Here is a 23426-nt window from a genome sequence, read left to right on the forward strand (position 1 = left end):
AGGCTCATGCCACAACCTGCTCGAAGCATGGGGCTGCCCGAAACGCTTGTCGAGACGCATGACAGCGCTTTCTGTTTCGATAGCTTGCGGAGATCGCCGTGGGCGCGGACGCGGGTACGGGTGCGGGTACAGGTACGGGTGCGAGCGCGGCTGCCCGGTGAGGCCGACGCCGGGTGCCCGCCTCCCGTACGCCTGCCTCGCGACCGGCTCGGCCGCGACCGCCGGGTCGGTCCCACGAGACAGGCCCGGCCGAACGGGGGAACGGGGTGCGCCGAGACTCCCGGCGGGGCCCGCAGGGCGTGCCGGACGCCCCCGGCCCCGAGGGCGCGGCGCAGGACCCAGCGCCGCAAGGACCGCGACCGGGGGACACAGCGGGCTCCGGTCACCGCGCGCCCCGGGGGCGCGGGGAACCGCGCGGCCGGCCGCGCCCGCCTCCCGTCCACCCCGTATCCGCACGATCCCCTCGTTGCCCCTTCAACTACACCGGGTACGGTGGAACACGCCGTGACCACCACGAACCACTCCCCCGCAGTCCCCGTCCACCCCGCCCTCACGTCCCTGCGCCAGGCACGCGAGCGGTTCCTGACGGGCACCCCGCCGCCCGCGGGCACCGAGGGCCTGCCGGGCGTACCGGAAGAGGTCGCCGCCGCCTGGCGCCGCGCCCGCTTCTTCGGCGTACCGCACGACCGACGGGAGTCGCCCCGCCCCGCCCGCGCCACCGGGTCCCCCCTGCTGCCTGCCGCTCGCCCGGTGCTGGAGAGAGTCGCCCCCGCCCTCGTCCGCGCCCGGTCGGCGCTGCTCCTCACCGACGAGCGGCTGGGGGTGCTGTGGTCGGGTGGGAACGCGCCGGACGACGAGCGGTGCCGTGATCTCTCCGAGGACCAGGTAGGACACAACAGCGCGGCACTCGCCCTGCGTGAACGGCGCCGCGCGGAAGTGCACGGCCCCGAGCACTTCCTCGACCTGTGGCAGGAGGTGTCCGCGGTCAGCGTCCCGGTGCTGGCGCCGGAGAACGGCCGGGTCCTGGGCACGGTGACCGTGGCGTCCGGCCTGCACGCCGACCGCTCACCGCATCCGGGGGCCGCCCTCGCCGAGGCCACCGCGACGGCCGTCGAGGCGGAGCTCCTGACCCGCTCGCGCACGGCGGAACGCGTCCTGCTCGACGCCTACCAGCGGGCCGCCTCCCGGCCGGGGGCCGCGGTCGTGGCACTGGACGGGCGGAACCGCCTGCTGACCGAGGCGGCGGCAGGTCTGCTGTCACCGGCCGCGGTGGAGGTGCTGGAGCGGAGCACGGACCCCGCGCACCGCACCCACCCGGCCCCGCACGGACACGAACTGCGGCTGCCCGACGGCGCCGGCACCGCGCGGATCGCGCGGGTGTGCCATCGGGGCGCCGTCATCGGCGTGGTCGCCGTGCTCGAACCGCCGCCCGGCGGCGGGCCTCCTGCCGCGCGGCGGTCCCGCACCGGGCCCGCCGGCGGCTCGGTCCCCTGGCGGCACGCGACCGCCCGGGCGGCGGAGCTGGTACACGCCGGGGGGCCGTTGCTGCTGACCGGTGAGCGCGGCACCGGCAAGACCACCCTGGCGAGGGAGCTGCTGGCCGCGCACGGCGTACCGGCGCCGGCGGTCGTGGACGCGGCGGAGGGACCCGTCCGCGCCCTTGCCGCCCGCCTGGCGGCGCTGACGGACGGCGCCCCGCTCCTGCTGCGCCACGCCGAGGAACTCGCGCAGTGCGACATCGCCCCGCTCAACTCCCTGCTCGACGCGCATCCGCATGTGCCGCTCCTCGTCACCCACACCCCCGGCACCGCCCCCGGACCGTGCCTGCAGCGGCTGCTGGACATCCTGGCCGCCCGCTCGGTGGCGCTCCCGGCCCTGCGGGAACGCGCACAGGACATCAGGGGACTGCTGTCGGACCTGACGCCGGGGCCCGCACCGGGCGAGCCCCCTCTCACCTGGGCACTGGACGCCCTGCACGCCCTGGAACGCCATCCCTGGCCCGGCAACGTCACCGAACTCGCGCACCTCGTACGAGCGTTGGCCGAACGGCGGCGCACGACGGGACCGGTCCGGCGCGCCGAGCTCCCGGACCCGGTCCGGGAGGGGCCGGCGGCACGGCCGCTGAGCCCGATGGAGCACGCCGAGCGCACCGCCGTCCTGGAGGCGCTGCGCCGGCACGGCGGCAACAAGGCGCGGACCGCGGCGGCGCTGGGCATCGCCCGCGCCACCCTGTACCGCAAACTGCGTGCCTACAGGAGCGGTTGAGGGACGGTCACCGCCACCCGCCCCGAGATGCCGCTCTCCTCCTGCGGGCCGGTGACGGAGACCGAGTAGTAGTACGCGCGATCCGCGCGGATGTCTCGGCCGCCGCTCCCGGAGAGCTCACCCGCGTCGCCACTCCCGCGCGAGCAGCTCGTAGGAGCGGACCCGGTCGGCGTGGTCGTGGGTGATGGTGGTGATCAGCAACTCGTCGGCCCCGGTGGCCTCCCGCAACTGCTCCAGTCGGGCGGCGACCCGGCCCGGGGAACCGACGAATTGGGTGTCCAGGCGGTCCTGGACCAACTCCCGGTCCGCGTCGGTCCAGACGTGGGCGCGGGCCTCGTCCGGGGTGGGGAACGGGATCGCGCCCTCGGCCGTGCGGATGCTGCGCACCCAGAGGCCGTAGCCGGTGGCCAGTTCACGGGCCCGCTCGTCGTCCTCGGCGACCACGACGTCGGCCGAGACGCTCACATAGGGCTTGTCGAGTACGTCGGAGGGCTGGAACGCGGCCCGGTACGCGTCGACCGCCTCCAGTACGGTCCCCGGGCTGACGTGGTAGTTCGCCGCGAACCGCAGGCCCCCGCGCCCCGCGACCCGGGCGCTCTCGCCCCCGCTGCTGCCCAGGATCCACACCTGCAGGTCGGCGCCCTCGCCCGGGACCACATGGGCCTCGACGCCTTCCGCCGACCGGTAGGTGCCGGCCAGCAGCGCCAGGATGTCGTCGACCTGCTCGCCGTACTCCTGCGATTCGGCGTTCGGCTGTCCGAGCAGGCGCAGTTGGAGGGCGACGCGGGGCGAGCCGAGCAGGTGCGCGAAGGAGAACTTCGGCGGGATCGGCAGACCGCCCGGCGCCCGGCCGTCGACGACCGGGGTCGCGTCCGGCAGTGGGTCGACGGGCCCGCCGGGCGGCTTGCCGCCGGACCGGCCCAGGCCCAGGTCAAGGCGTCCGGGGTGCAGCGCGTCGATCAGCCCGAACTCCTCCACCGTGGACAGGGCGGTGCGGTGGCCCAGTTGCACGGCTCCGGAGCCGAGCCGGATCGTCGAGGTCGCGGACGCGGTGAGCGCGAGCACGACCGCCGGTGAGGTGCCGGCCACTCCGGGGTTCAGGTGGTGCTCGGCGAACCAGTGGCGGGCGTAGCCGAGCCGTTCGGCCCGCTGGGCCAGGTCGATGGAGTTGCGCAGCGCGTCGGCCGCGGTGGAGCCGGACGACACCGGGACCAGGTCGAGGACGCCGAGGGGGATGTCTGACATGTGCGGGGTGCTCCTCAGCGGTCGGCGGGGACGGGGCGCCCGGCGGGGAGGGGGACCGGTGCGGGTGCGGCCTGCACCGGGCCCCAGGGGAACGGCGGATCGGGGATCTCGCGGCGCAGCACCGGCGCGACGGCCGACTGGAACAGTGCGAGCGAGTCGCGGTGCTGAGTGTCCGTCAGGCCACCGGCGTCCGCGTGGAGATGCAGGACCGTGTGGCCGAACCGCTCGTGGTAGCGGTGCACCTTCTCGACGATCTGCTGCGGGCTGCCGATCAGCGCGGAGCTGCGCTCCACGAAGTCCTCCAGGGTGGGGAACACCGGTTCCAGACCGAGCCGCCGCTGGAACGCCAACTGGCCCTCGAAGACCGGCCGGTAGGCGCTGATCGCCTCCTGTGACGTACGGGCCGCGTAGTGGCCGGCCGTGCCGGCGCCGACGGCGATGCGGGCCGGGTCGTGGCCGTGGTGCTTCCACCGTTCGCGATAGTGGTCGATCAACTCGGCGTACGGATCGATGGGGTGGGAGACGTTCGCCGAGAAGAGCGGGTCCCCGTAGCGGGCGGCGAGGTCGACGGACTCCTTGCTCGTGGCGCTGCCGTGCCAGACGCGGACGGGCTGCTGGAGCGGTCTGGGCCACACCTCGGCGTCCACCAGTCCGGGGCGGAAGCGGGTCGCGGCGGTCACCTTGTCCTGCCGCCAGAGCGTGCGGAACACCTCGTAGCCCTCGGCGTTGCGGTCCCACTGGTCCTCGGGGGTGACGTGGAACAGCTCGCGCTGGGCGGTGCCGTTGCCCTTGCCGATGATCAGTTCGAGACGGCCGCCCGACAGGTGGTCCAGGGTGGCGTAGTCCTCGTAGGCGCGCACCGGGTCGAGGAGGCTGAGCGTGGTGACCGCCGTGAACAGGCGGATCCGCGAGGTGAGGGCGGCGATGTGGCTGAGCACGACGGGCGGCGAGGAGGAGATGAACGGGCGCTCGTGCCGCTCCCCCACGCCGAAGCCGTCGAAGCCCAGCTCCTCGGCGAGCAGGGCGTTGTCGAGGACTTCACGGAAGCGGGCGCCGGTGGACTTCTGGACGCCGGTCACCGGGTCCGGCGCGTGCACGATCAGCGTGATGGCCAGGAACTTCATGACGCCGCCCGCGCGTCCCCCGCCGCGGAGCCGGCGGCCGCCGCCCCGGACGGGGGCTGCGCCAGCCCCAGGTGGTCGCGCAGGGTCGTGCCCTCGTACTCCGTGCGGAAGACGCCGCGCTCCTGGAGCAGCGGGACGACCGTGTCGGCGAAGACGTCGAGCCCGCCGGGGGTGATGTGCGGGACGAGGATGAAGCCGTCGCTCGCGTCGGCCTGCACGAACGCGTCGATGGTGTCCGCGACGGTCGCCGCCGAGCCGACGAAGGCCTGGCGGCTGCCGGTCTCGATGACCAGGTCGCGGATGGACCACTTGTTGGCTGCGGCCAGCTCGCGCCACTCGCGGGCGGTGGCCAGCGGGTCGCGGTACATCCGCACCTGGGCCCGGCCGCGGGCCAGGGTGTGCTCGCCCAGGTCGGGGTCGATGTCGGGCAGCGGGCCGTCCGGGTCGTACGCGGACAGGTCGCGGTTCCAGACGAACTCCAGGTGCTTGAGCGCGGTCGCCCCGCTGACCTGCTGCCGGCGCACCTCGCGGGCGAGCTCCTCGGCCTCGGCGTCCGTGTCGCCCAGGACGAAGGTCGCGGCGGGCAGGATCAGCAGCTGGTCGGGGGTGCGGCCGTGCCGGGCCAGGCGGCCCTTGACGTCCGCGTAGAACGCCTGGCCCTCCTTGAGGGTGGCGTACCGGCTGAAGATCGCGTCGGCGCCGGCGGCGGCGAACTCCCGGCCCTCCTCGGAGTCACCCGCCTGGAAGATCACCGGACGGCCCTGCGGGGACCGCGGGACGTTGAACCGTCCCTCGATGTCGAAGTGCTGTCCCCGGTGGACGAAGGCGCCGGCCTGCGCGTCCCGCAGGAACGTGCCGGTCTCCTGGTCGGCGGCGATCTCGTCCCCGTGCCAGGAGTCGAAGAGCTCGTTGGCGGTGGCGAGGAACTCCCTGGCCCGGGAGTAGCGCTCCTCCTTCGGCAGGAAGCCGCCGCGGCGGAAGTTCTCGCCGGTGAAGGCGTCCCAGGAGGTGACGACGTTCCAGGCGGCGCGGCCGTCGGAGAGGTGGTCGAGGCTCGCGAACTGCCGGGCCACCTCGTAGGGCTCGTTGAAGGTGGAGTTGATGGTGCCGGTCAGTCCGAGGTGTTCGGTGACGGCGGCGAGCGCGGACAGGACCGTGAAGGTGTCGGGCCGTCCCACGACGTCCAAGTCGTAGATCTTGCCGCCCTGTTCGCGCAGGCGCAGGCCCTCCGCGAGGAACAGGAAGTCGAACTTGGCGCGTTCGGCGGTGCGCGCGAAGTGTGCGAAGGAGCTGAACTCGATGTGGCTGCCGGCGGCGGGGTCGCTCCACACGGTGGTGTTGTTGACGCCGGGGAAGTGGGCCGCGAGGTGGATCTGCTTACGGGGCTTGCTCATGGTCGGGGTCCTTCCGGCTCAGGCGGTGGCGACGGCGTCGGCGGCGGCAGCTGTCGCGGCACCGGCGAGAGCGCCGTCGGTGGCGTAGCGGCCGGCCGGGCGTTGGAGTCCGAGCAGCCCGCGCAGGGTGTCGGCCTCGTACGCCTGCCGGAAGACGCCCCGGTGCTGGAGTTCGGGGACCAGGCCCCGGGTGATCGCCGGGAGGTCGTGGCCGGCGACGGCGGGCCGCAGCCGGAAGCCGGTCAGTCCGGCCTCGCCGAACTCCTGGAGCAGATCGGCCAGTTGGGACGCGGTGCCGGTGAAGATCCGGGCGTCGCTCGTGTACGGGTAGCCCGCGAGGCCGTCGAGCCGCTCCTTGCGGGCGGCGGCCGCGGCGGGGTCGTCGTCCAGGAAGACCACCAGGTCGGCGAAGAGGCGGAGGGGTTCCCCGGCCCGCCCGGCCGCCTCCTGTTCGGCGCGCACCGCGGCGACCGTCGCCCGGGCCTGTCCGGTGTCGTGCGGGGTGACGAACCCGAGGTCGGCGGAGCGGCCCAGCAGCCGGAACGGCGCGCCGGTCACGGTCCCGTGGGCCAGCGCCCCGACAGGCGGTTGGCCCTGCGGGGGCCGGGGCGTGATCGAGGGCCCCTTGACGCTGAAGTGCCTGCTCTCGAAGTCGATGTAGTGCAGCTTGTCCCGGTCGACGAAGCGGCCGGTGGCGACGTCCCGGATCTCCGCGTCGTCCTCCCAGCTGTCCCACAGCCGGCGGACCGCCTCGACGTAGTCGGCCGCCTCGTCGAAGAGGTCGAGCGTCAGCTCCTGTACCGCGGGGCTCTCCAGGTCCTCGGGGCGGAAGGAGGGGAGCGTGCGGCGGCCGAAGTGCGCGGCCTCGTTGCGGCGGGCCGACACCTGGACCCGTACGCCCGCACGGCCGGTGCTCACGTAGTCGAGCGTGGCGATGGCCTTCGAGATGTGGAAGGGCTCCGTGTGGGTGACCACCACGGTCGGCAGCAGACCTATGCGGCTGGTCAGCGGGGCGACCCGGGCGGCGATGAGGACGGCGTCGAGGCGGCCGCGGACCTGGTCGGTCCGGCCGTCGGGTTCGGTGAAGTGCGAGGACTGCAGGCCGAGGGCGTCCTCGATGGTCACGAAGTCGAGCAGGCCGCGTTCGGCCTCGGTGACGAGGTCGGTCCAGTAGCCGGCGGTGAGCAGGTCACGGGGGCGCGCCACGGGCTCGCGCCAGGCGGCGGGGTGCCAGCCGGCGCCGTCGAGCGCCACGGCGAGACGCAGGGAGGAGTCGGGCTCGGGGGAGGGCGGTGCGGAGGGTGCTGTCGACACGGGGAGGTGCCTTCCTGATCGACCGTACGAGAAGCCGGCCCTCGCCGCGGGAGGGCGGGGCCGCGGGGACACGGGTCAGGGTCGACAGAGCGCGCCGGCGAAGCGCAGGAGGTCGATGTGCGGCCGCGAGTACAGGCGTACGCGGCGCCGCGGGGTGAGCTTCGGGACGCGGAGGCGGGGCACGGGGCGTGGCCGCACGTGCGTCACCTCCGTCCCTGCGGCCGGCGGACCAGGTCCGGCCGGCCTCGTTCGCGGTCCCGTGCTCGGGCGCCGTCTGCTCGTCGACGCACTCAACAGTACGACCGCGCGGTTTCTTCCGACAGGGCGGAATCGATCCCGGACGGTCGGGACCGGACGCCGGTGGCGGGGTGGACGCCGCGGTCCGGCGGTTCGGCTGCCCACGTGATGAGACGTCGTCTCGACTTCTTGACGGTCTCACGCTGCGCACCGACACTTGCGGGGACGGTCACGATTGCCAGCGCCCGTCGGACGGAGATTTTCCGTTCGTGCGGTCATCGGCCCCGGCCCGCTGGCAGGCAACCCTTCCACCGCGACGGGGTGCCCCGGGTGACGACCGGGTTCCGCCGCAGCGGCGGGACAAGCGTGGTCTCGCCTCGCGCGAGCCCTGACCGTGGACGGGTGGGAATTGCCCAGGAACGGCTTGACGAGGCGACTGCACATCGACCTGTTGCGCGTCTCCAGCGCCTACTAGTACGCGCATCCGCCCGATCCGGATCCGTACGGCAGCGCAGTCATTCCGTTCCGCACTGGTGCCCACAAGGCGGCCAGGGCTTCCGCGATTCCCTCAGGAGAGCCATGCCCGAGACAGTTTCCCGCGGTTCAGGTACAGGTACCTTCGCGACGGCCGTACGAGCGGCCGTCACCGGCACGCCCGCCTGCGGCGCGGTCGTACCCGGCCCGTCCGCACGTCCGCACCGCTTCCGCGGCCGCATCGGCGTCGGCCTCGCCGGCGGCTTCTACCCGGCGCCGCACCGCTACCAGCTGTACCTGTCCGAAGGCTGTCAGCGTTCGCTGCGCGTCTCGATCACCCTCGCCCTGCTGGGCCTCGAGAACTCGACCGCCACGACGGTCCTGACCCGCCCCGCCGAGACCCCCGACGCCTTCGCGGCACTGCGCCGGGCCTACGAGGCGACCTGGCACCACTACGACGGCCCGCTCACCGCTCCCGCCCTGTGCGACCGGTGGAGCGGACGCGTCGTCAGCAACCACACGCCCGACATCCTGCGCGACCTGGCCGACCTCTCCGGGCTCCGGGACGAGGAGGCGGCCGGTCTGCCCGCCCTGCGTCCGCCGTCCCTCGCCGCGGAGATCGACGCGCTGCGCGAACTCCTCGCCCGGGACGTCACACCGACCGCGCGCCCCGCGGCCCGGGCCGCGACCCTGTCCCTGCTCGACCACCAACTGTCGTCCCGGCGCTACGTGCTGGGCGACGAGATCACCGCCGCGGACGTGGACCTCTGGGTGGCGCTCACCCACCTCGGCACGGACGGCGCCCCGACCGCGTGCCCCCGGCTGGACGCGTACGTCCGCCGGCTCGGCCGGCACCCGGCCTTCGCGGGCGGCGTGCGCGCGGCCCGCTAGCCGGGGCCCCACGCCGGTCCGTACGCCGGTGCGAACGCCGGTGCGAACGGCGTGTTTCCGTTCCGCGAACAGGAGGCCGGAGCCGACGACACGTTCCACCCGCCGGTGTGAGCATGTGCGCATGATCATGGGAGAAGACCGTGCCGTCCGGCGGGTGCCGGCGATCCGCTGGGTCACCGAGGAGTGGGAGGCCGCCGCTCCGGTCCGGCTGCGCGAGCAGATGTCCGCCGAACTGGCCCCGCGCTACGCGCCGGTCGAGCACCGGCGCGTCCGCCCGCCGCAGCCCGCGGCCGAGGAGATCCTGGTCACCTGGGTCGCGTACGCCGACGACGTGCCCGTGGCCACCGCCTCGCTGCGCAGGCTGCCCGACCGGCACGAGGTGAAGCGGGTGTTCGTGGACGCCGGCCACCGCGGCCGGGGCCTGGCGCGGGCGGCCCTGGCGGCGGTGGGGTCGAGCGCGCTGGACCTCGGCATCGACCGGCTGTGGCTGCAGACGGGCGAGCTCCAGCCGGAGGCCCTGGGGCTCTACGCGCGGGAGGGCTGGCAGCGGGTGCGGCCGTACGCCCCATACGACCTCAACCCGTTCAGTGTCTGCTTCACCAAGGCCCTCACGGAACGGGCACCACTGCCCTGCTGAGCACCGGCCCCTAGGCGGGCCGGACCACGCCGTGGATCGCCGGCTCGCCGGCCCAGTAGATCGATTCCTCGCGGATGGCCGCGCCCGGGCTCGGCGCGTGGATCATCATGCCGTTGGTGGTGCAGATGCCGACGTGGCCGACCGGCCCGTTGAAGAGGACCAGGTCACCGGGGCGCATGTCGGAGACGGCGACCGGTGTGCCGGCGGCCGCCTGTTCCTGGACGGTACGCGGCAGCGCGACCCCGGCGACCTTCCAGGCGGCCTGGGTGAGGCTCGAACAGTCGTACGAGCCCGGCCCCATCGCGCCCCAGACGCACGGCTTGCCGATCTGCGCGCGGGCGAACTCGGCAGCCCTGGCGCCCTGTCCGCCGTACCCGGGGTCGGTGCGGACGGGCTCGGCGTACACCGGCTCGACGTACACGGGTTCGGCGTACACGGGCTCGACGTACACCGGCCCCGCGGTCCTGGAGCCGATCCCCGCCCGCATGTCGGCGGCGACCCCCGCGGCGATGGGCGTGCTCGCGTCGATGTAGAGGCTCGGACCGGTGTACTGGTCCGTGCCGGGGTACAGGACACCGCCGACGATGCCCTGGTGGGCGGAGGCCAGCGGGTCCGGGCCGGGGTGAGCGCCCGGGCCGGCGTACATGTCCGGGCCGCCGTACGTGCCCTGGCCGACGGGATACGCCCCCGTACCGGCGTACATGTCGATGCCGGCCCGCATGTCCGTACCCGTGCGCGGGTCGGCGCCCATGTGGGGCTCCGTGGCCGCGTACGGCGCGCCGCCCACGTAGGGCGCGCCTGCCGCGTACGACGTGTCGCCCGCGTACGGCCCGGGTGCGAAGCCGGTGGACGGCTGCTGCCAGGAGCCCGTCCCGGTCCCGGAGTAGGTCTGCTCCGCGGCGGACGGCCAGGCGATCTCGGCCGGCGCGGGCGCGGGTGCAGGCACGGGCGCGATCTCTGCGACGGGTGCGCCGCGCCGGGCCGCATGCCCGGCCAGCAGCTCGCGGGCCTGGCCCAGCTTGCGCTGGTTGCGTTGCTTGCGGGTGCGCAGCGCCGCCTGCGAGGGCTCGCCGGCCGCTCCGGGCAGGGCGCGGTCGGTCGCCTGCCGCTGCGCCGGCACGGCGGGCAGCGCGGCGACGGGGGCGGTGCCGGCTCCGGCTCCGGCTCCGGCTCCGGCTCCGGCTCCGGCGGTCAACTCGGCCACGGGCCGCGCGGTCAGCTCCGCGACGGACCCGGCGGCGCCCGCGCCGGACGGGCCTGCGGTCAGTTCCAGGACGGGCCTGTCGGGCGTCTCCCGGCCGCGGCCGCCCGGGCGCCCGCCCGGGTCGGCGGGCCGTGACCCGGCCGCCTCGCGGTCCGGCATCCTGTCGGGCGGCAGCACCGCCGGGAAGACGGGGCCCAACTGCCCGCGTCCCACGTCGAACCACTGCTTCGCGATGTCCGGCAGCGGGGCGCCCGCACCGGCGGCGCCGCCACGGTCGCCGCGGCCTCCCCTGCCATCGGGAGCCGGCCTGCCCGCGCCGCGTGCCGCCGTGGTCATCGCGCGGGTCGCGTTGAAGTTGCCGGTGGCGTTCTCGACCCGGTCGTAGAGATTGGCGATCCGCCGCTGGACCTCCTCGCGGCTCGGCTCGTCGCCGTTCACGTCCGCGGAGGAGGGGGCCGCCTTCACGAGGGCGGGACGCTGCGTTCGTTCCGGCGCGATGGGGGACGACTCCTTCCGTGCACCGCCTGCCGGGCCGGCTGTCGGGTCGGGCGGACAGTTCCCGGAACTCATGTCCTGCGGCCGCTGCCCACCGGGCAGTCGTGCCGTTTCACCCAAGAAGTCGACCGGACCTCCGGCTCCGGCAGCCGCGGGGGCCTGTCGGATTCGGCGGAGGCCGCGCGACCCGGCGAGGTTCACCGGAGGGAGTCGTACGGCCTGCCGGTCAACTTAGCCAACTTGTGTGTCTGGCGTGAAGATTGAAGTGCGAAGTGTCCGATATGTAAATGTGACCTTCGTCGTACCCGAAGGTGACCTCGCCCACGTGACCACCTCACCGCGATCGGTCCGTCACCGAACGTCGCCCGCCGCCCGCCCGCCGTCGCCCACCGCCGGGAACTTCAGGACGGCGGGGCCCTGTCAGGTGGCGGCCCGCCAGGGCTCCTCCTCGCGCGCCCTACGCGAAGGGCGTGAGGAACTCCCGTACGGACAAGGCCCGGTTCACGATGCGGGTGTCACCGATCCAGCCGTAGAAGCCGTGCGAGAAACGCTCGTCGAACTGGGTGGCGCCGAGCACGAAGGGCTTGCCCAGGGTGGCGATGCCGGTGGACGGCTGCGCCGGATTGCGGGCGATCCTCGAACCGTCCACGTACATCACCGTGCGGCGGCCGTCGTTGACCAGGGCGATGTGCATCCAGCGGCCGACGGGCACCGCGTGGCTCCACGACGTGGGGTCGGCGTCCTGGCGCTGCGGGTAGACCACGAACTGCAGGAACCGCTCGGGCGACAGGTTGAGGCTGCAGGTGGGCTCCAGCGGGGACCAGCCCGTGGTCTTGCCCGCGTCCCCGTTGCGCCCCTCCCAGCTGAGGATGCCCATCCAGGAGTGGTCGCCCTCGAAGGGCTCGGGCAGCCGGACGAAGGTCTCGATGGTGTAGCCGTGCGTGAACTTCTCGCTGTTCAGGGCGGCTCGGGCGGCGGTCGTCAGGATCGCGCCGCGGTCCGGGCTTTTGCCGCCGTCGAAGCGGAGACTGGCGTGCGCCGGCTGGCCGGGGTGGTGGTCGGCCGACCAGGTGAGGGCCTCGGGGCCGCTCGACGCCAGCCGGCTGACGGCCAGGTCGTTCCCGTTGCCGGTGAGGTCGCGTACGACGGCCCCGTCCGCGACGGGCCTGCCCGCAGTCCCGCCCGCCGTCGTCCCGGCCGCGTCGAAGCGCCAGTACGCGACCGTGCCGCGCGGCATCACGGCGGAGGCGGGGCGCGGCTTCGGCACCGCGACGGGGGCGAAGCCCGCGAAGCGCGCGTCGAAGTCGATGTCCAGGGCGAACCGGTCGGCGGGACCGGTCAGTTCGATGGTCTCGGCCTCCAGCGGCGACCGCTTCGCGGGATCGCGGGCGAGGAGCCACGGCGAGAAGGTCTCGACGTCGATGACACCGCGGGCCAGGTCGAACCCGTAGGTGCGGATCATGCCGGCGCCGCCGTAGTAGCGGTCCTGGTAGTTGGTGATGTGGACGTGGACATCGTTGTCGGCGTCGTTGCGCAGGACCGTGCGGCCCGGCGGCCAGTAGTGGCCGCCCAGCGCGAGGAAGATCTGGTCGTTGCCCCGGACGAGGCCTTCCCACAGCCGTTTGCCGTTGTCCGACAGCTGCGCCTCGCCGTCGTCGTCCGCCCAGGCGATGTCGTGCGTGGTGAGGACGGCGGGCAGTGTGGGGTGGGCGTCCAGGACGCCCTGCGCCCACGCGAGGCCCTTGTCCGAGATCCGCCAGTCGAGGGCGAGGATCAGCCAGGACCGGTCCGCGGCCGTCAGCACGTGGTACGTGTTGTAGCCGTCGGGCGAGGCGCCGCGGTAGGTCGGCATGGACTGGTAGCGGGCGGGCCCGAAGGCGGCGAGGTACGCGGAGTCGCCCCGCTGGTCGTCCCCTGAGGCGATGTCGTGGTTGCCCGCGAGGACGCTGTAGGGCACCTTGCCGTGGAGGGTCCGGAAGGTGTCGGCGGCGCGCCGGATCTCGTCCTCGGTGCCGTGTTCGGTGACGTCGCCGAGGTGCGTCATGAAGGCGATGTTCGCCTCCCCGCGCTCGGCGACCAGGTGGCGGAAGGCCTCCCGCAGCGGCGCGGGGTCGGTGCTGTCCGCGTCGAAGAGGTACTGGGTGTCGGGCAGGACGGCCAGTACGAAGCGGGGGCTCCCGGGATCGAACCGGCCGCCGTTCGCCGCGGCGGAGGCGGAGGAGGCGGAGGCAGCCGTGGAGGCGGCCTGCGCCGGCACCTCCAGGCCGGCGACCGCCGCGCCGGCCACGGGCAGGGCTGCCGCGGCTCGCAGCAACGAGCGTCTGTGCAGGGGGTTCTGTTGTTCTGCCGCAGTCATGAACACTCCGTAGGGCGGGACCGGAAGAAACCGGAAGGAACCGAAGGGACCGGAAGGAACCGGTCGGCAGCCCGTACGCTCCTCATCCGCCACGGCCGGACGGTGGCGGGGAGTTGAACGGCCGCCGCCCGTCGGCGGACCGTTTGGCGGAGCGCGGCCTGCCGGTCGCGGCGGACGGCGAGGAAGGGCGCGGCGGACGGGGCACGAAAAAAGGCGAGGAGACCTCTCCTCGCCACTCTCAATTTATAACGCACCAGGGGGCTTGCGGCAAGGCCCGGGGGGTGCCGCACAATCGTCGGCCGAGGCCACAACCTGCGGAAACGAGGACACGACGCGTGTGTGTTGACGATGTGGACGGAGCTGTCGCGATGACCGGGCCGTACGTGCTGGATCTCCAGGAGGTCGACGAGACGCGGGTTTCGGCCGTCGGCGGCAAGGGCGCGCACCTGGGCGCGCTGTCGCGGATCGAGGGCATCCGCGTGCCGGCCGGCTTCTGCGTGACGACGGACGCCTTCCGGCGGATCATGGCGGACGCCCCGTCGATCGGCGGTCTCCTCGATCAGCTGTCGCACCTCGACCCGGACGACCGGGAGGCGGTCCGCACGCTCAGCGCGCGGATCCGCCAGACCGTCGAGGGGGTCGCCGTCCCGGACGACATCGCGGCGGCGATCACCCGCGCGCTCGCCCGGCACGGGGAGCAGGCCGCCTACGCCGTCCGGTCCAGCGCGACGGCGGAGGACCTGCCGACGGCGTCCTCCGCCGGACAGCAGGACACGTACCTGAACATCCTGGGACCGGCCGCGGTCCTGCGGCACATCAGCCGGTGCTGGGCCTCGCTGTTCACCGAGCGGGCCGTGACGTACCGGCGGCGCAACGGCATCGACCACCGTACGGTCCACATGGCCGTGGTCGTGCAGCGCATGGTCCTCCCGCACGCGGCCGGCATCCTGTTCACGGCCGACCCCGTCACGGGCGACCGGAAGGTCGCCACCGTGGACGCCGGCTTCGGCCTCGGCGAGGCCCTGGTCTCCGGTCTGGTGAACCCGGACGTCTTCAAGGTGCGGGACGGCGAGGTCGTCGCCAGGACGGTCGCCGTCAAACAGCGGGCCGTACACGCCCTGTCGTCCGGCGGCACGCGGGAGGTGGCCGTCGACGCGGCGCGGCGGGAGGAGCCGGCGCTGACGGACGCGCAGGTGGTGCGGCTCGTGCGGCTGGGGCGGCGGATCGAGGACCGCTTCGGCCGTCCGCAGGACATCGAATGGTGCCTGGCCGACGACGACTTCCAGATCGTGCAGAGCCGGCCGATCACGACGCTGTTCCCCGTCCCCGAAGCCGTCCCCGGGAGCGACGGCCCGGAGAACCGCGTGTACGTGTCCGTCGGCCACCAGCAGATGATGACCGATCCCATGAAGCCCCTGGGCCTCTCCATGTGGCAGTTGACGGCCATGGTGCCGATGCACGAGGCCGGCGGGCGGCTGTTCGTCGACATCACCCGGCGCCTGGCCTCGCCCACGGGCCGGGCCGGGCTGCTGGACGTCATGGGGAAGGGCGATCCGCTGGTCAGGGACGCCCTGGAGACCGTCCTCGACCGCGACGGTTTCGTCCCGTCGCTCCCGGACCCGGACCCGGCCCCCGGGCGGCCGCCGGCCGGTGGCGCGCCCGCCCCTGTCGAGACCGATCCGGCCGTCGTCGCCGAGCTGATCGAGCGCAGCCGGGCGTCCGTCGCCGCCCTGGAGCGCGACATCCGGACGAAGAGCGGGCCGGCGCTGTTCGACTTCCTGCCGAAGGCGTTCGAGGAGCACAAGCGGGTCCTCGGTGATCCGCTGAACATCCAGGCGATCATGGCGGGGATGGACGCCACGTGGTGGCTCAACGACAAGCTGCAGGAATGGCTGGGCGAGAAGAACGCGGCCGACACCCTGACCCTGTCCGCCCCCGACAACATCACGTCGGAGATGGGCCTGGCGCTGCTCGACGTCGCGGACGTGATCCGTCCGCACCCGGAGGTGGTGGCCTTCCTGCGGGACGTCCAGGACGAGGACTTCCTGGACAAGATGGCGACGCTCCCGGGCGGGGCCGCGGCGCGCGACGCCGTCGAGGCCTACCTAGACCTGTACGGCATGCGCTGCGTCGGCGAGATCGACATCACGAGGCCGCGCTGGCGCGAGCGGCCCGACACCCTCGTGCCCGTGCTCCTCGACAATGTCAGGAACTTCGAACCGGGCGCCGCCGCGCGGCGTTTCGAGGAGGGCCGGCAGCGGGCGCGGGAGAAGGAACAGGACGTGCTGTCACGTCTGCGCGCCCTGCCGGACGGAGACCGGAAGGCCGACGAGACCAAGCGGATGATCGACCGGGTCAGGGCCTTCATCGGGTACCGGGAGTACCCGAAGTACAGCATCGTCAGCCGCTACTTCCTCTACAAGCAGGCGCTGCTGCGGGAGGCCGAGCGCCTGGTGGAGACCGGCGTGCTCCCCGAGAAGGAGGACGCCTTCTATCTGACCTACCAGGAGTTCGAGGAGGCCGTGCGCTCGCAGCGGGTGGACAGCCTCCTGGTCCGGCGGCGCAAGGACGCGTTCCGGTCGTACCAGGCGCTCACCCCGCCCCGGGTCCTCACCTCGGACGGCGAGGCCCTCACCGGGGCGTACCGGCGCGACGACGCGCCGCCCGGCGCCCTGATCGGTCTCCCTGTCTCCGCCGGGGCCGTCGAGGGGAGGGCCCGCGTCGTCCTCGACATGGCGGACGCCGACCTCGAGGCGGGCGACATCCTGGTCACGGCCTTCACGGACCCCAGCTGGTCGCCGCTGTTCGTCGCCATCGCGGGCCTGGTGACCGAGGTGGGCGGTCTGATGACCCATGGCGCGGTGATCGCCCGCGAGTACGGTCTGCCGGCCGTCGTGGGCGTGGAGCGGGCCACCCGGCTGATCCGGGACGGGCAGCGGATCCGGGTGCACGGAACCGACGGGTACGTCGAGATCCTGCCCTGACCGCCACCGGGCCTCAGGGCCCGGTGGCCGGGCCTCAGGGGGTCCGGTGGCCGGGCCTCAGGGCCGTCATCGGGCCTCAGGGGCCGGTGGCCGGGCCTCAGGGGGTCCGGTGGCCGGGCCTCAGGGTCCGTCGACGGCCTGTACGTCCTCGGTGCCGCCCTTGTCGCCGCCGGCCGCCTCGGTCCGCGCCATGCCGAGGAAGTGCCGGACCGACTCGACCGGCATGTCCAGGCCCTCGGACGCGGCCTGCTCGTCGCCGAACACCTGCACCGCCTCGGTGACGGCCACGGCCAGTTCGGTCTCCGCCTTGCGGACCTTGATCTCGGCCTTGTCCACGGTGTCGACCACCGCCAACTGGCGGCGCTGCTTCTCCTGCAGCCGCTGCTTGCGGGAAGCCGTCCTGTCGATGCTCTGCGCAGTCACGGGCAAGATCATAAACGAGTCGACGACGGGTCGACGACGGGTCCGCGGCGGCTGGGCGGCGGGTCGGCCGGAGGAACCCGCACGAGGGGGCCCACAACGAAAAGAACCTCCACGGACTCCCGTCCGTGGAGGTTCTCCGCATCATCGGGACGACAGGATTTGAACCTGCGACCCCTTGACCCCCAGGAGTAGGGCTTATCCCTTTTGTCTGCACATACGGCCAGAAAGCAGGAAGCAAAGCGTGCTGTTCCGCGCGTACCGTTCAGGCGCGCGAACACCGCGTGGTCCCCAACTGGTCCCCATGCGCATGTCGGTGACGCGCGTGTCCAACGCTCTCAACCGGGTCAAGAGGCCGGCTCGCCAGGACCCGTCACGGTGTGAGACCTTGCGACCTTGCGCCTGAACTCGCGGACGGTGTCCTGCCATTGCCAGGAATCGCTCCCGTGCCACTCCTCCTCGTCGGCTGGCTGCCAGGCTGCCAGTTCCTCCAGGTGAGTGATCATCGTGGAGGCGTCGGTGCCGGAGATTCCGCCCTTGCCGTCGAGCGACCGTTTGATGTTGTGCAGGTGGTGAGCGGCTCGGTAGTAGGACTGCTGGGAGTCGGTGAGTCTGCGCAGGGCGTAGCCACCGCATTTGCTGCACCAGTCGAAGTCGGTGCGGCCGCATGCGGGCCGACGAGATGCAGCAGCTGGTGGCCCGGCCGCAGGACCAGGCCCAAACGGCCGGGCCGTGGCTGACCCGCCATCAGATCAACGCCTGGGACAAGCGCAGCCGCTCTGCAGCCCCACCCGGCCCGGCACCGACGCCCGCACCGAAGGCCGCCGCAGCACCGGCCCCCGCCGCCGTGAAGGAGCCCGCGCCCCGGGCCGGGACACAGCGGACCACGCGCGCCGGCCCGCGCCGGGCATCGGCTTCCGCGGCTGTCTCCGCTGAGGTCGGCGCCGTGGCCGACACCGTGCGCGACGTCCTGGAGCACACCGCCCGGCTCGATACGACCATCACCTGGGACCAGCTGTGCGCGCAGGTCAAAGGACTGGCCGGGCTGAACGGGGAGCAGCAGCACCAGGCACTGAAGAGCGCGTCGGCCCGCTCCCGGTGCGCCCGGCAGCTGACCGTCCTGATCACCACCGGCGGGATACCGCACCCGCACTACCGGCAGCTGGCCGGCTGTCGGTGGAGGCCGTGGCGGACTCGGTGCCGGGGCCTCAGCCGACGACGACCTCCTCTTCGGAGATGATGCGTCCAAAGGTGTTCAGGTCGATGAAGTTCTCGTGGTCCGGGTCGACGGTCTTCAGGAAGTTCTCGCAGAAGTAGAGCGCGTTGAGGTCGTCCATCGTGTCGAACCATGCCTCGACCACCGAGTCGTAGTCCGGTTCGGGGTAGTTCGGCGCGGGGACGGGATACGACACCACGAAGCGGCGGATGTACTGCTTCGCCTCCGGGATGGACATGAGCAGCGGCCGGTGGATGTTCCGCTGGTAGTGGGTGAACTCGTCATGGGTCATGCCCTCGCGACGCTTCAGCGTGATGACCATTTTGATCATGATGCCTGTCCGTTTCTGTTCGATGAGTGATGATTCGCCGGCCCGGTGTCACCAGCCGGGAAAGGCGCCGATACGCGCACCGGGACCGGTCGGGTGCGCACTACCGTCGACGGCAGGCCCCCGGCGGCGGGGACGGCGGTGTCGATGATCTGCGCGTTGTCCATGGCAGCAAGCCTGCGTCCGGCCGCACAGCTGATCCAGGCACCCGCGGTACCTGGCTCGCCCGTGCGGCCGGACGCACACTGGAGGTATGGACAGACCAGAGCTGGCCGGCTTCCTGCGCGGCAGGCGCGAGCGCATCACCCCTGCCGACGTGGGGCTGCCCGCCGGGCCGCGCCGCCGCACACCGGGGCTGCGCCGCGAGGAGGTGGCGCAGCTGGCGTTCATCTCGACCGAGTACTACACGCGCCTCGAGCAGGCCCGCGGTCCGCGCCCCTCGCGTGAGGTACTCGCCGGCCTGGCCCGGGCCCTGCGCCTGTCGGACGCCGAGCGCGACCACCTGCACCACCTCGCCGGCGCCCCGCCCGGTCCGCCGGCCGGGCCCTCACGCGAAGTACCGCACAGCATCCTCGACCTGCTGCGGCGGCTGCCGCACACCGCGGCGATCGTGCTCTCCGCGACCTACGAGGTGATCGCCTGGAACGATCTGGCCGCCGCCCTCCTGGAGGATTTCTCCCCCCTGCCCCGGCGCGAGCGCAACCTCGTGCGCCGCGCCTACCTCGCACCGCCCTCGCGGGAGCGGCCGCTGTACGACCCGTTCGACGCGCAGGCGTTCGCCCGCGCCGCCGCCCGGCGCCTGCGTGCCACCGCCGCCCGCTACCCCGACGACCCCGAGGTGACCACGCTGGTGGGGGACCTCCTCGCCGGCAGCGCGGAGTTCGCCCGGCTGTGGGCCGCCCACGACGTGCACCCCGAACCCACCCTGCTCAAAACCGTCAACCATCCACTGATCGGCCCCATCACCCTCAACTGCACCTTCCTCGACATCACCAACCAGGACCAGCAGATCGTGCTCTACACGGTCGAGCCCGGCTCTCCCGCAGAGCAGGCACTGCGGCTGCTGTCAGTCATCGGCACACAGCGCATGGACGTACCCGGCTGAGAAGTCCTTGCGGAATAATCTTCATGTGCCATGGCGGAGGGACAGACAGCTTCGTTCTTCAGCGCCTGGCACCCAGCCGTCCGTCGAAGCGCTGAGAGAGCTGATCCGGGCGCAGGCCGACACGACCGGCTTCGTGGTCCTGCACCGGTGGGTGCAGATCCTGGAGCACCGCTTCCCGCCCCACCTGCCTGAGCGGGTGTTTTTCTGCCGATACTTCGCCCGGAAGTACATCGTTTCGCGGGCATACGGCGATCCGCGGCGGAGAGCTACCAAGTGCCGCCCGAGGCTGTTCGGGAGTCGGCCACGAGCTGGTGCGCGTACTCATTCTCAGGACCTAGACACTCAACCGCTTCTTGGGCGTCCTGCAGCTGGTCTCTTCCGCACAGCAACTTCACAAGGTGATACAAGGCACCGCTGTCGCCAGCCTCAGCACGGTGGCGCAGCGCTGTGTCGATGGCCCGCTCGTGAAGCGATCTGTTGAGTCGCCGGCGCGCGTGGACATCTGTGAGCGCGAGTTCGGTGAGCTGGTCGAATCGCTCCGCACGAACGAGCAGATCCATGTGCCACAGATGATTGTCGTGCGCGAGGAAATCGGTGGAGTAGCACTCGGCACGAGCGCTCACCAGCGAGATAGCTGCACCCCAATCACCGATCTGTTCTGCCGCTTGTACCTGCTCGCGCCATTCCACAGGGCGAGTATCGCCTAGCGCTTCCCACAACGACACCGAGAATCGGCACCAGTGAGTTTCGGCTGACTCCGGGGCGGGCATGTGATTGTGCTTCAGGCTCCTCGCCAGGTTGGGGTGGATTCGTGGGTGAGGCGGCGAGTCATGAAGGCGATCATCGCGATGCAGATCATGCGGTGGAGCGGGCAGGGAGGGCTTCGTAGTCCCGGGCCAAACGGCGGTAGGTGCATCAGCCAGCCCAGCCTGCGCTCGACCACCCACCTGCGGGGAAGGACTTTGAAGCCCTTGGTGCCGGGGGCGCGTCGGACGACATCCAGGTCGATACCGAGGCGGGCGGCGTGGTCGACGAGGTATTCGCGGTAGCCGCGGTCGGCCCAGCCCTTGCGGATGCCGGGATGGTTGGCGGCGAGTCGGTTGAGGAGACGTTCGCCGGCAACGGAGTCCTGGATACTGGCGGCGGTGACCGGCACCGTCAGCATCAGACCGGTCGTGTGGATGATGATGCTCCGCTTGCGGCCGACGATCCTCTTACCCACGTCAGCACCCTGCTCGCGGGCGGGAATGTTGGTGGAGGTTTTCACGCTCTGCGCGTCGATGACGGATCCGGTCGGCTCCGGGCTACGGCCCTCTTCTTCCCGGACCCGGCGCCGCAGCAGGGCGTTGAGGTGCTCGAAGATGCCGTCCCTCTCCCACCGGCCGAAGTAGTGGTAGACGCTGTTCCGGTGCGGGAAGTCGTGGGAAAGGTAGCGCCAGGGGATCCCGGTGCGGGCCACGTAGAGAATCGCGTCGAGCAGGTCGCGCAGATTGCGCTGAGGCGGGATACCAATGTTCAGCCCGTGGCGAGCCTTGTCGTCCCGTCAGCTCGTCAGTAGCGGTTCCACCAGGGCCCACCGGGCATCGGACAAGTCACTGGGATACCGCCGACGTTCGTTCATACTGCCAGGAGGCGGCAAGCCCACTCAGCTCGGCAGGGCGCGCGCGGCGGAAGCGGAAGCATTCGTAGTGAACCGTTGCCCTCTTCAGCCTCATCAGGCACTCACCCCGAACCTGCATTTAATGATACAGAAGCGATCTGAACGCCCACTCAGCTTGTCATTTAATGACCGGCATCGAACGCGGCTCGAACTTGATCAGCGTTTTCGCAGTTCGGCGGACGTGTGGGCGGCCCTCGTCTGATCCTGTGCTTCGTCACAGAGTGGATCAGCGCGAAGGCCGTGGTCGTGAGTTTGATGCATCAGGGTGTCCTACGGGATGCGTTCGCGGAAGTGTCACACTTCCGGTCGGAGCTGTACGCGTGCCTGACCGCGCGAGGCGACGCGTTGTTTGAGTTGTGCGACGCGCAGCATGAACTGCCAGCTCAAGACCTCTGAACACTAATATGCCTCGCACCAGGCAGAATGAGCGGCATGGTCAACGAGGGGAACGACGGCTTCACGCTGCCGCGGGGGCGACAGGTTTCTACCGGCCGGAGGACGGCCCGCTTCCCGAGACTGAACTAAAGGCGTTCCGCGCCGCTCTGTATGCCGCTGCCCGCGTCGCTGGAGGCGAAGTAGGTGAGGTGGAGAAACAGGCGTACCCCCGGACCTTCCACACCGCAACGGTCGTTGGACGCGAAGGCGAGACCGTTGTCCTATGTCACGTTCACTACCCCTGGATAGCCTTCGCCAACGAACGGCGGGAATGGTACGGAGAGGACTTCCTCGCACCGCCGCCATGGGCTCACACCTTCGCCAACAGGGGCTTCACGGTCCTGAGCAGCGAACGACTCGCCACACCGCTCTCCGGCGTGGACACCTCAGTGCTCACGCAGGGTGAATGGCGTGAGGTCCGCTTCTACGGCATCACCACGTTGGGCGGAGTCCTCTTCAACGCCTGGGACTGACATACCGGCAGGAGGGGCGGTTCGACGTCGACCGTTAAACGACAAGCTCAGTGCCTGTTTTCAATTCTGAGCTGCGCATTTACCCAGAGCAGGATTCGAGCAGGGACGGCTTGGGGTTACTCCGGCGACGACATCAGTGGTGCGCTGCGGGTGGCAGGGGCAGGGCTCATACAGCCTCAAATCCGGGTTCCGAGCTGGCTAGAGTGGCTGCTATGAGCGATCACTCCGGGCCTCAGGCCGTGTCGCCCGCGCTGCTCGGCGCCGGCGGTGGCGACTGGCTTCCTGTCACCGCGGGTGAGTCGGGAGCCTGCGTCTTTCGCAGTGCGGATGCCACCCGGTATGCCAAGTGCGTACCCGCTGCGGATGCAGCCGAGCTGAGTGCTGAGCAGGACCGGATCGCATGGCTGAGCGGTCAGTGCGTACCAGGGCCGCAGGTTCTCGACTGGTATTCCGGTGATGCGGGCGCCTGCTTGATAACGAGTGCCGTTTCCGGCCTACCTGCTGATCAGGTGCGTGCTGATGATCTGTGGGCCTCCTGGGAGCACATCGCGGATGCGGTCCGTCGGCTGCACGAGTTGCCCGTGACCGAGTGCCCATTCCGCCGGGACCTGGACACCATGGTCGCCGTGGCACGTGACGTCGTGGCCCGTGATGCCGTGAACCCAGAGTTCCTTCCCGTCGAGCAGCAGCACACGCCCGCCACGGAGCTGCTGGCCCGCGTCTCCCGGGAGGTCTCCCGGCGACAGGATCAGGAGATCGCCGACAAGGTCGTCTGCCACGGGGATCTGTGCCTGCCCAACATCATCCTTGATCCGCAAACCCTGGACGTGTCGGGCTTCATCGACCTGGGCCGCCTCGGACTGGCCGACCGCCACGCCGACCTGGCGCTGCTGCTCGCCAATGCGCGAGAGACCTGGGTGGATGAGGAGCAGGCGCGGACCGCGGACGTGGCGTTCGCCAAAAGGTACGACATCTCCTTTGACCACGACCGCCTGCGCTTCTACCTCCATCTTGACCCGCTCACCTGGGGATAAGAGCTCTGTGCCGGGCACAACACGGCAGCCGGTGGGGCCACGGTGTTCTCCCAGCTCAGAGCTCAAACGGCCGGAACCACGGGGTTGCGCTCTCGGGGGTGCTTACGGCGTAAGCACCCCCGAGACCTCAGTCCA

Annotated in this window: 19 protein-coding genes, 1 pseudogene and 1 riboswitch; of the genes and pseudogenes, 9 read left to right on the forward strand and 11 right to left on the reverse strand. The window is 71.8% G+C overall.

What is annotated here, in order from left to right:
• The first annotated feature begins 504 nt into the window (after positions 1–504).
• Positions 505–2265: a helix-turn-helix domain-containing protein gene (locus tag QFZ75_RS05950; protein WP_307534443.1), complete on the forward strand. Its 1761-nt coding sequence runs from the start codon at positions 505–507 to the stop codon at positions 2263–2265.
• A gap of 117 nt (positions 2266–2382) precedes the next feature.
• Here the strand turns inward: QFZ75_RS05950 and QFZ75_RS05955 are convergent, their stop codons facing one another.
• The 5 genes from QFZ75_RS05955 to QFZ75_RS41060 form a co-directional block, all read right to left on the reverse strand.
• Positions 2383–3510 carry an LLM class flavin-dependent oxidoreductase gene (locus QFZ75_RS05955; RefSeq protein WP_307534444.1) on the reverse strand — a complete coding sequence of 376 codons (1128 nt, stop codon included), beginning with the start codon at positions 3508–3510 and terminating at the stop codon, positions 2383–2385.
• Positions 3511–3524: 14 nt separating this feature from the next.
• Positions 3525–4634, reverse strand: coding sequence for an LLM class flavin-dependent oxidoreductase (locus QFZ75_RS05960; protein ID WP_307534446.1), 1110 nt, complete (start codon positions 4632–4634; stop codon positions 3525–3527).
• Positions 4631–6028 (reverse strand): NtaA/DmoA family FMN-dependent monooxygenase, encoded by a 1398-nt coding sequence (locus QFZ75_RS05965; protein WP_307534447.1) that lies wholly within the window; start codon positions 6026–6028, stop codon positions 4631–4633. The genes QFZ75_RS05960 and QFZ75_RS05965 overlap by 4 nt, the downstream gene beginning before the upstream one ends.
• 18 nt (positions 6029–6046) lie before the next feature.
• Entirely contained in the window at positions 6047–7342 is a 1296-nt protein-coding gene (locus QFZ75_RS05970; protein ID WP_307534449.1) for an LLM class flavin-dependent oxidoreductase, read from the reverse strand.
• Between the two features lie 75 nt (positions 7343–7417).
• Positions 7418–7744 (reverse strand): putative leader peptide, encoded by a 327-nt coding sequence (locus tag QFZ75_RS41060; RefSeq protein WP_373465813.1) that lies wholly within the window; start codon positions 7742–7744, stop codon positions 7418–7420.
• 62 nt (positions 7745–7806) lie between these two features.
• Positions 7807–7952: riboswitch (SAM riboswitch) on the forward strand.
• 21 nt (positions 7953–7973) lie between these two features.
• Between QFZ75_RS41060 and QFZ75_RS41065 the strand changes: the two genes are divergently transcribed.
• The 3 genes from QFZ75_RS41065 to QFZ75_RS05980 all read left to right on the forward strand — a co-directional run bounded on the left by QFZ75_RS41065 (position 7974) and on the right by QFZ75_RS05980 (position 9581).
• Positions 7974–8054, forward strand: a complete 81-nt coding sequence (locus tag QFZ75_RS41065) for a putative leader peptide (RefSeq protein ID WP_359395135.1) — start codon at positions 7974–7976, stop codon at positions 8052–8054.
• 104 nt (positions 8055–8158) lie between these two features.
• Positions 8159–8944, forward strand: a complete 786-nt coding sequence (locus QFZ75_RS05975) for a glutathione S-transferase family protein (protein ID WP_307534451.1) — start codon at positions 8159–8161, stop codon at positions 8942–8944.
• A 121-nt stretch (positions 8945–9065) separates the two neighbouring features.
• Complete coding sequence (locus tag QFZ75_RS05980; RefSeq protein ID WP_307534453.1) at positions 9066–9581, forward strand: GNAT family N-acetyltransferase; 516 nt, start codon at positions 9066–9068, stop codon at positions 9579–9581.
• Between the two features lie 10 nt (positions 9582–9591).
• Here QFZ75_RS05980 and QFZ75_RS05985 read toward each other — a convergent pair whose 3' ends face one another.
• A complete protein-coding gene (locus QFZ75_RS05985; protein ID WP_307534455.1) occupies positions 9592–11250 on the reverse strand; it encodes a C40 family peptidase in 1659 nt (552 codons plus the stop codon).
• 487 nt (positions 11251–11737) lie between these two features.
• Positions 11738–13636: a LamG-like jellyroll fold domain-containing protein gene (locus QFZ75_RS05990; RefSeq protein WP_307534457.1), complete on the reverse strand. Its 1899-nt coding sequence runs from the start codon at positions 13634–13636 to the stop codon at positions 11738–11740.
• Positions 13637–14004: 368 nt separating this feature from the next.
• Here QFZ75_RS05990 and rph point away from each other — a divergent pair, with 368 nt between their 5' ends.
• Complete coding sequence (rph, locus tag QFZ75_RS05995; protein WP_307534459.1) at positions 14005–16620, forward strand: rifamycin-inactivating phosphotransferase; 2616 nt, start codon at positions 14005–14007, stop codon at positions 16618–16620.
• A 120-nt stretch (positions 16621–16740) separates the two neighbouring features.
• Here rph and QFZ75_RS06000 read toward each other — a convergent pair whose 3' ends face one another.
• Complete coding sequence (locus tag QFZ75_RS06000) at positions 16741–17043, reverse strand: hypothetical protein (protein WP_307534461.1); 303 nt, start codon at positions 17041–17043, stop codon at positions 16741–16743.
• A gap of 664 nt (positions 17044–17707) precedes the next feature.
• Here QFZ75_RS06000 and QFZ75_RS06005 point away from each other — a divergent pair.
• A complete protein-coding gene (locus tag QFZ75_RS06005; RefSeq protein WP_307534462.1) occupies positions 17708–18280 on the forward strand; it encodes a hypothetical protein in 573 nt (190 codons plus the stop codon).
• On the opposite strand, the gene QFZ75_RS06010 is transcribed toward QFZ75_RS06005, so the two are convergent.
• Positions 18249–18578, reverse strand: a complete 330-nt coding sequence (locus tag QFZ75_RS06010; RefSeq protein WP_307534464.1) for an EthD domain-containing protein — start codon at positions 18576–18578, stop codon at positions 18249–18251. The two genes, QFZ75_RS06005 and QFZ75_RS06010, sit on opposite strands and share 32 nt — an antisense overlap.
• Positions 18579–18837: 259 nt before the next feature.
• Here QFZ75_RS06010 and QFZ75_RS06015 point away from each other — a divergent pair, with 259 nt between their 5' ends.
• Positions 18838–19689, forward strand: a complete 852-nt coding sequence (locus QFZ75_RS06015; protein ID WP_307534466.1) for a helix-turn-helix transcriptional regulator — start codon at positions 18838–18840, stop codon at positions 19687–19689.
• Between the two features lie 266 nt (positions 19690–19955).
• Here the strand turns inward: QFZ75_RS06015 and QFZ75_RS06020 are convergent, their stop codons facing one another.
• Both QFZ75_RS06020 and QFZ75_RS06025 read right to left on the reverse strand, forming a co-directional pair.
• The gene (locus tag QFZ75_RS06020; protein ID WP_307534467.1) at positions 19956–20378 is read right to left on the reverse strand and encodes a hypothetical protein; all 423 of its coding nucleotides are present in this window, start codon (positions 20376–20378) and stop codon (positions 19956–19958) included.
• A 92-nt stretch (positions 20379–20470) separates the two neighbouring features.
• Positions 20471–21310 (reverse strand): annotated as a pseudogene (locus tag QFZ75_RS06025) (IS5 family transposase).
• A 623-nt stretch (positions 21311–21933) separates the two neighbouring features.
• Between QFZ75_RS06025 and QFZ75_RS06030 the strand changes: the two are divergent.
• Positions 21934–22257, forward strand: coding sequence for a hypothetical protein (locus tag QFZ75_RS06030; protein ID WP_307534468.1), 324 nt, complete (start codon positions 21934–21936; stop codon positions 22255–22257).
• A 212-nt stretch (positions 22258–22469) separates the two neighbouring features.
• Positions 22470–23291: an APH(3'') family aminoglycoside O-phosphotransferase gene (locus QFZ75_RS06035; RefSeq protein WP_307534469.1), complete on the forward strand. Its 822-nt coding sequence runs from the start codon at positions 22470–22472 to the stop codon at positions 23289–23291.
• Positions 23292–23426 lie beyond the last annotated feature (135 nt).

This window comes from Streptomyces sp. V3I8 (assembly GCF_030817535.1).
In the GTDB taxonomy this organism is placed as follows: Bacteria; Actinomycetota; Actinomycetes; order Streptomycetales; family Streptomycetaceae; genus Streptomyces.

What these genes read in the sequence shown, in the direction of transcription:
- QFZ75_RS05960 (WP_307534446.1), bottom strand. Translation starts at nt 4,634, where the DNA reads ATGAAGTTCCTGGCCATCACGCTGATCGTGCACGCGCCGGACCCGGTG.
- QFZ75_RS05965 (WP_307534447.1), bottom strand. Translation starts at nt 6,028, where the DNA reads ATGAGCAAGCCCCGTAAGCAGATCCACCTCGCGGCCCACTTCCCCGGC.
- QFZ75_RS06035 (WP_307534469.1), top strand. Translation starts at nt 22,470, where the DNA reads ATGAGCGATCACTCCGGGCCTCAGGCCGTGTCGCCCGCGCTGCTCGGC.
- QFZ75_RS05980 (WP_307534453.1), top strand. Translation starts at nt 9,066, where the DNA reads ATGATCATGGGAGAAGACCGTGCCGTCCGGCGGGTGCCGGCGATCCGC.
- QFZ75_RS05955 (WP_307534444.1), bottom strand. Translation starts at nt 3,510, where the DNA reads ATGTCAGACATCCCCCTCGGCGTCCTCGACCTGGTCCCGGTGTCGTCC.
- QFZ75_RS05975 (WP_307534451.1), top strand. Translation starts at nt 8,159, where the DNA reads ATGCCCGAGACAGTTTCCCGCGGTTCAGGTACAGGTACCTTCGCGACG.
- QFZ75_RS06005 (WP_307534462.1), top strand. Translation starts at nt 17,708, where the DNA reads ATGCGGGCCGACGAGATGCAGCAGCTGGTGGCCCGGCCGCAGGACCAG.
- QFZ75_RS06010 (WP_307534464.1), bottom strand. Translation starts at nt 18,578, where the DNA reads ATGGTCATCACGCTGAAGCGTCGCGAGGGCATGACCCATGACGAGTTC.
- QFZ75_RS05990 (WP_307534457.1), bottom strand. Translation starts at nt 13,636, where the DNA reads ATGACTGCGGCAGAACAACAGAACCCCCTGCACAGACGCTCGTTGCTG.
- rph (WP_307534459.1), top strand. Translation starts at nt 14,005, where the DNA reads ATGACCGGGCCGTACGTGCTGGATCTCCAGGAGGTCGACGAGACGCGG.
- QFZ75_RS06015 (WP_307534466.1), top strand. Translation starts at nt 18,838, where the DNA reads ATGGACAGACCAGAGCTGGCCGGCTTCCTGCGCGGCAGGCGCGAGCGC.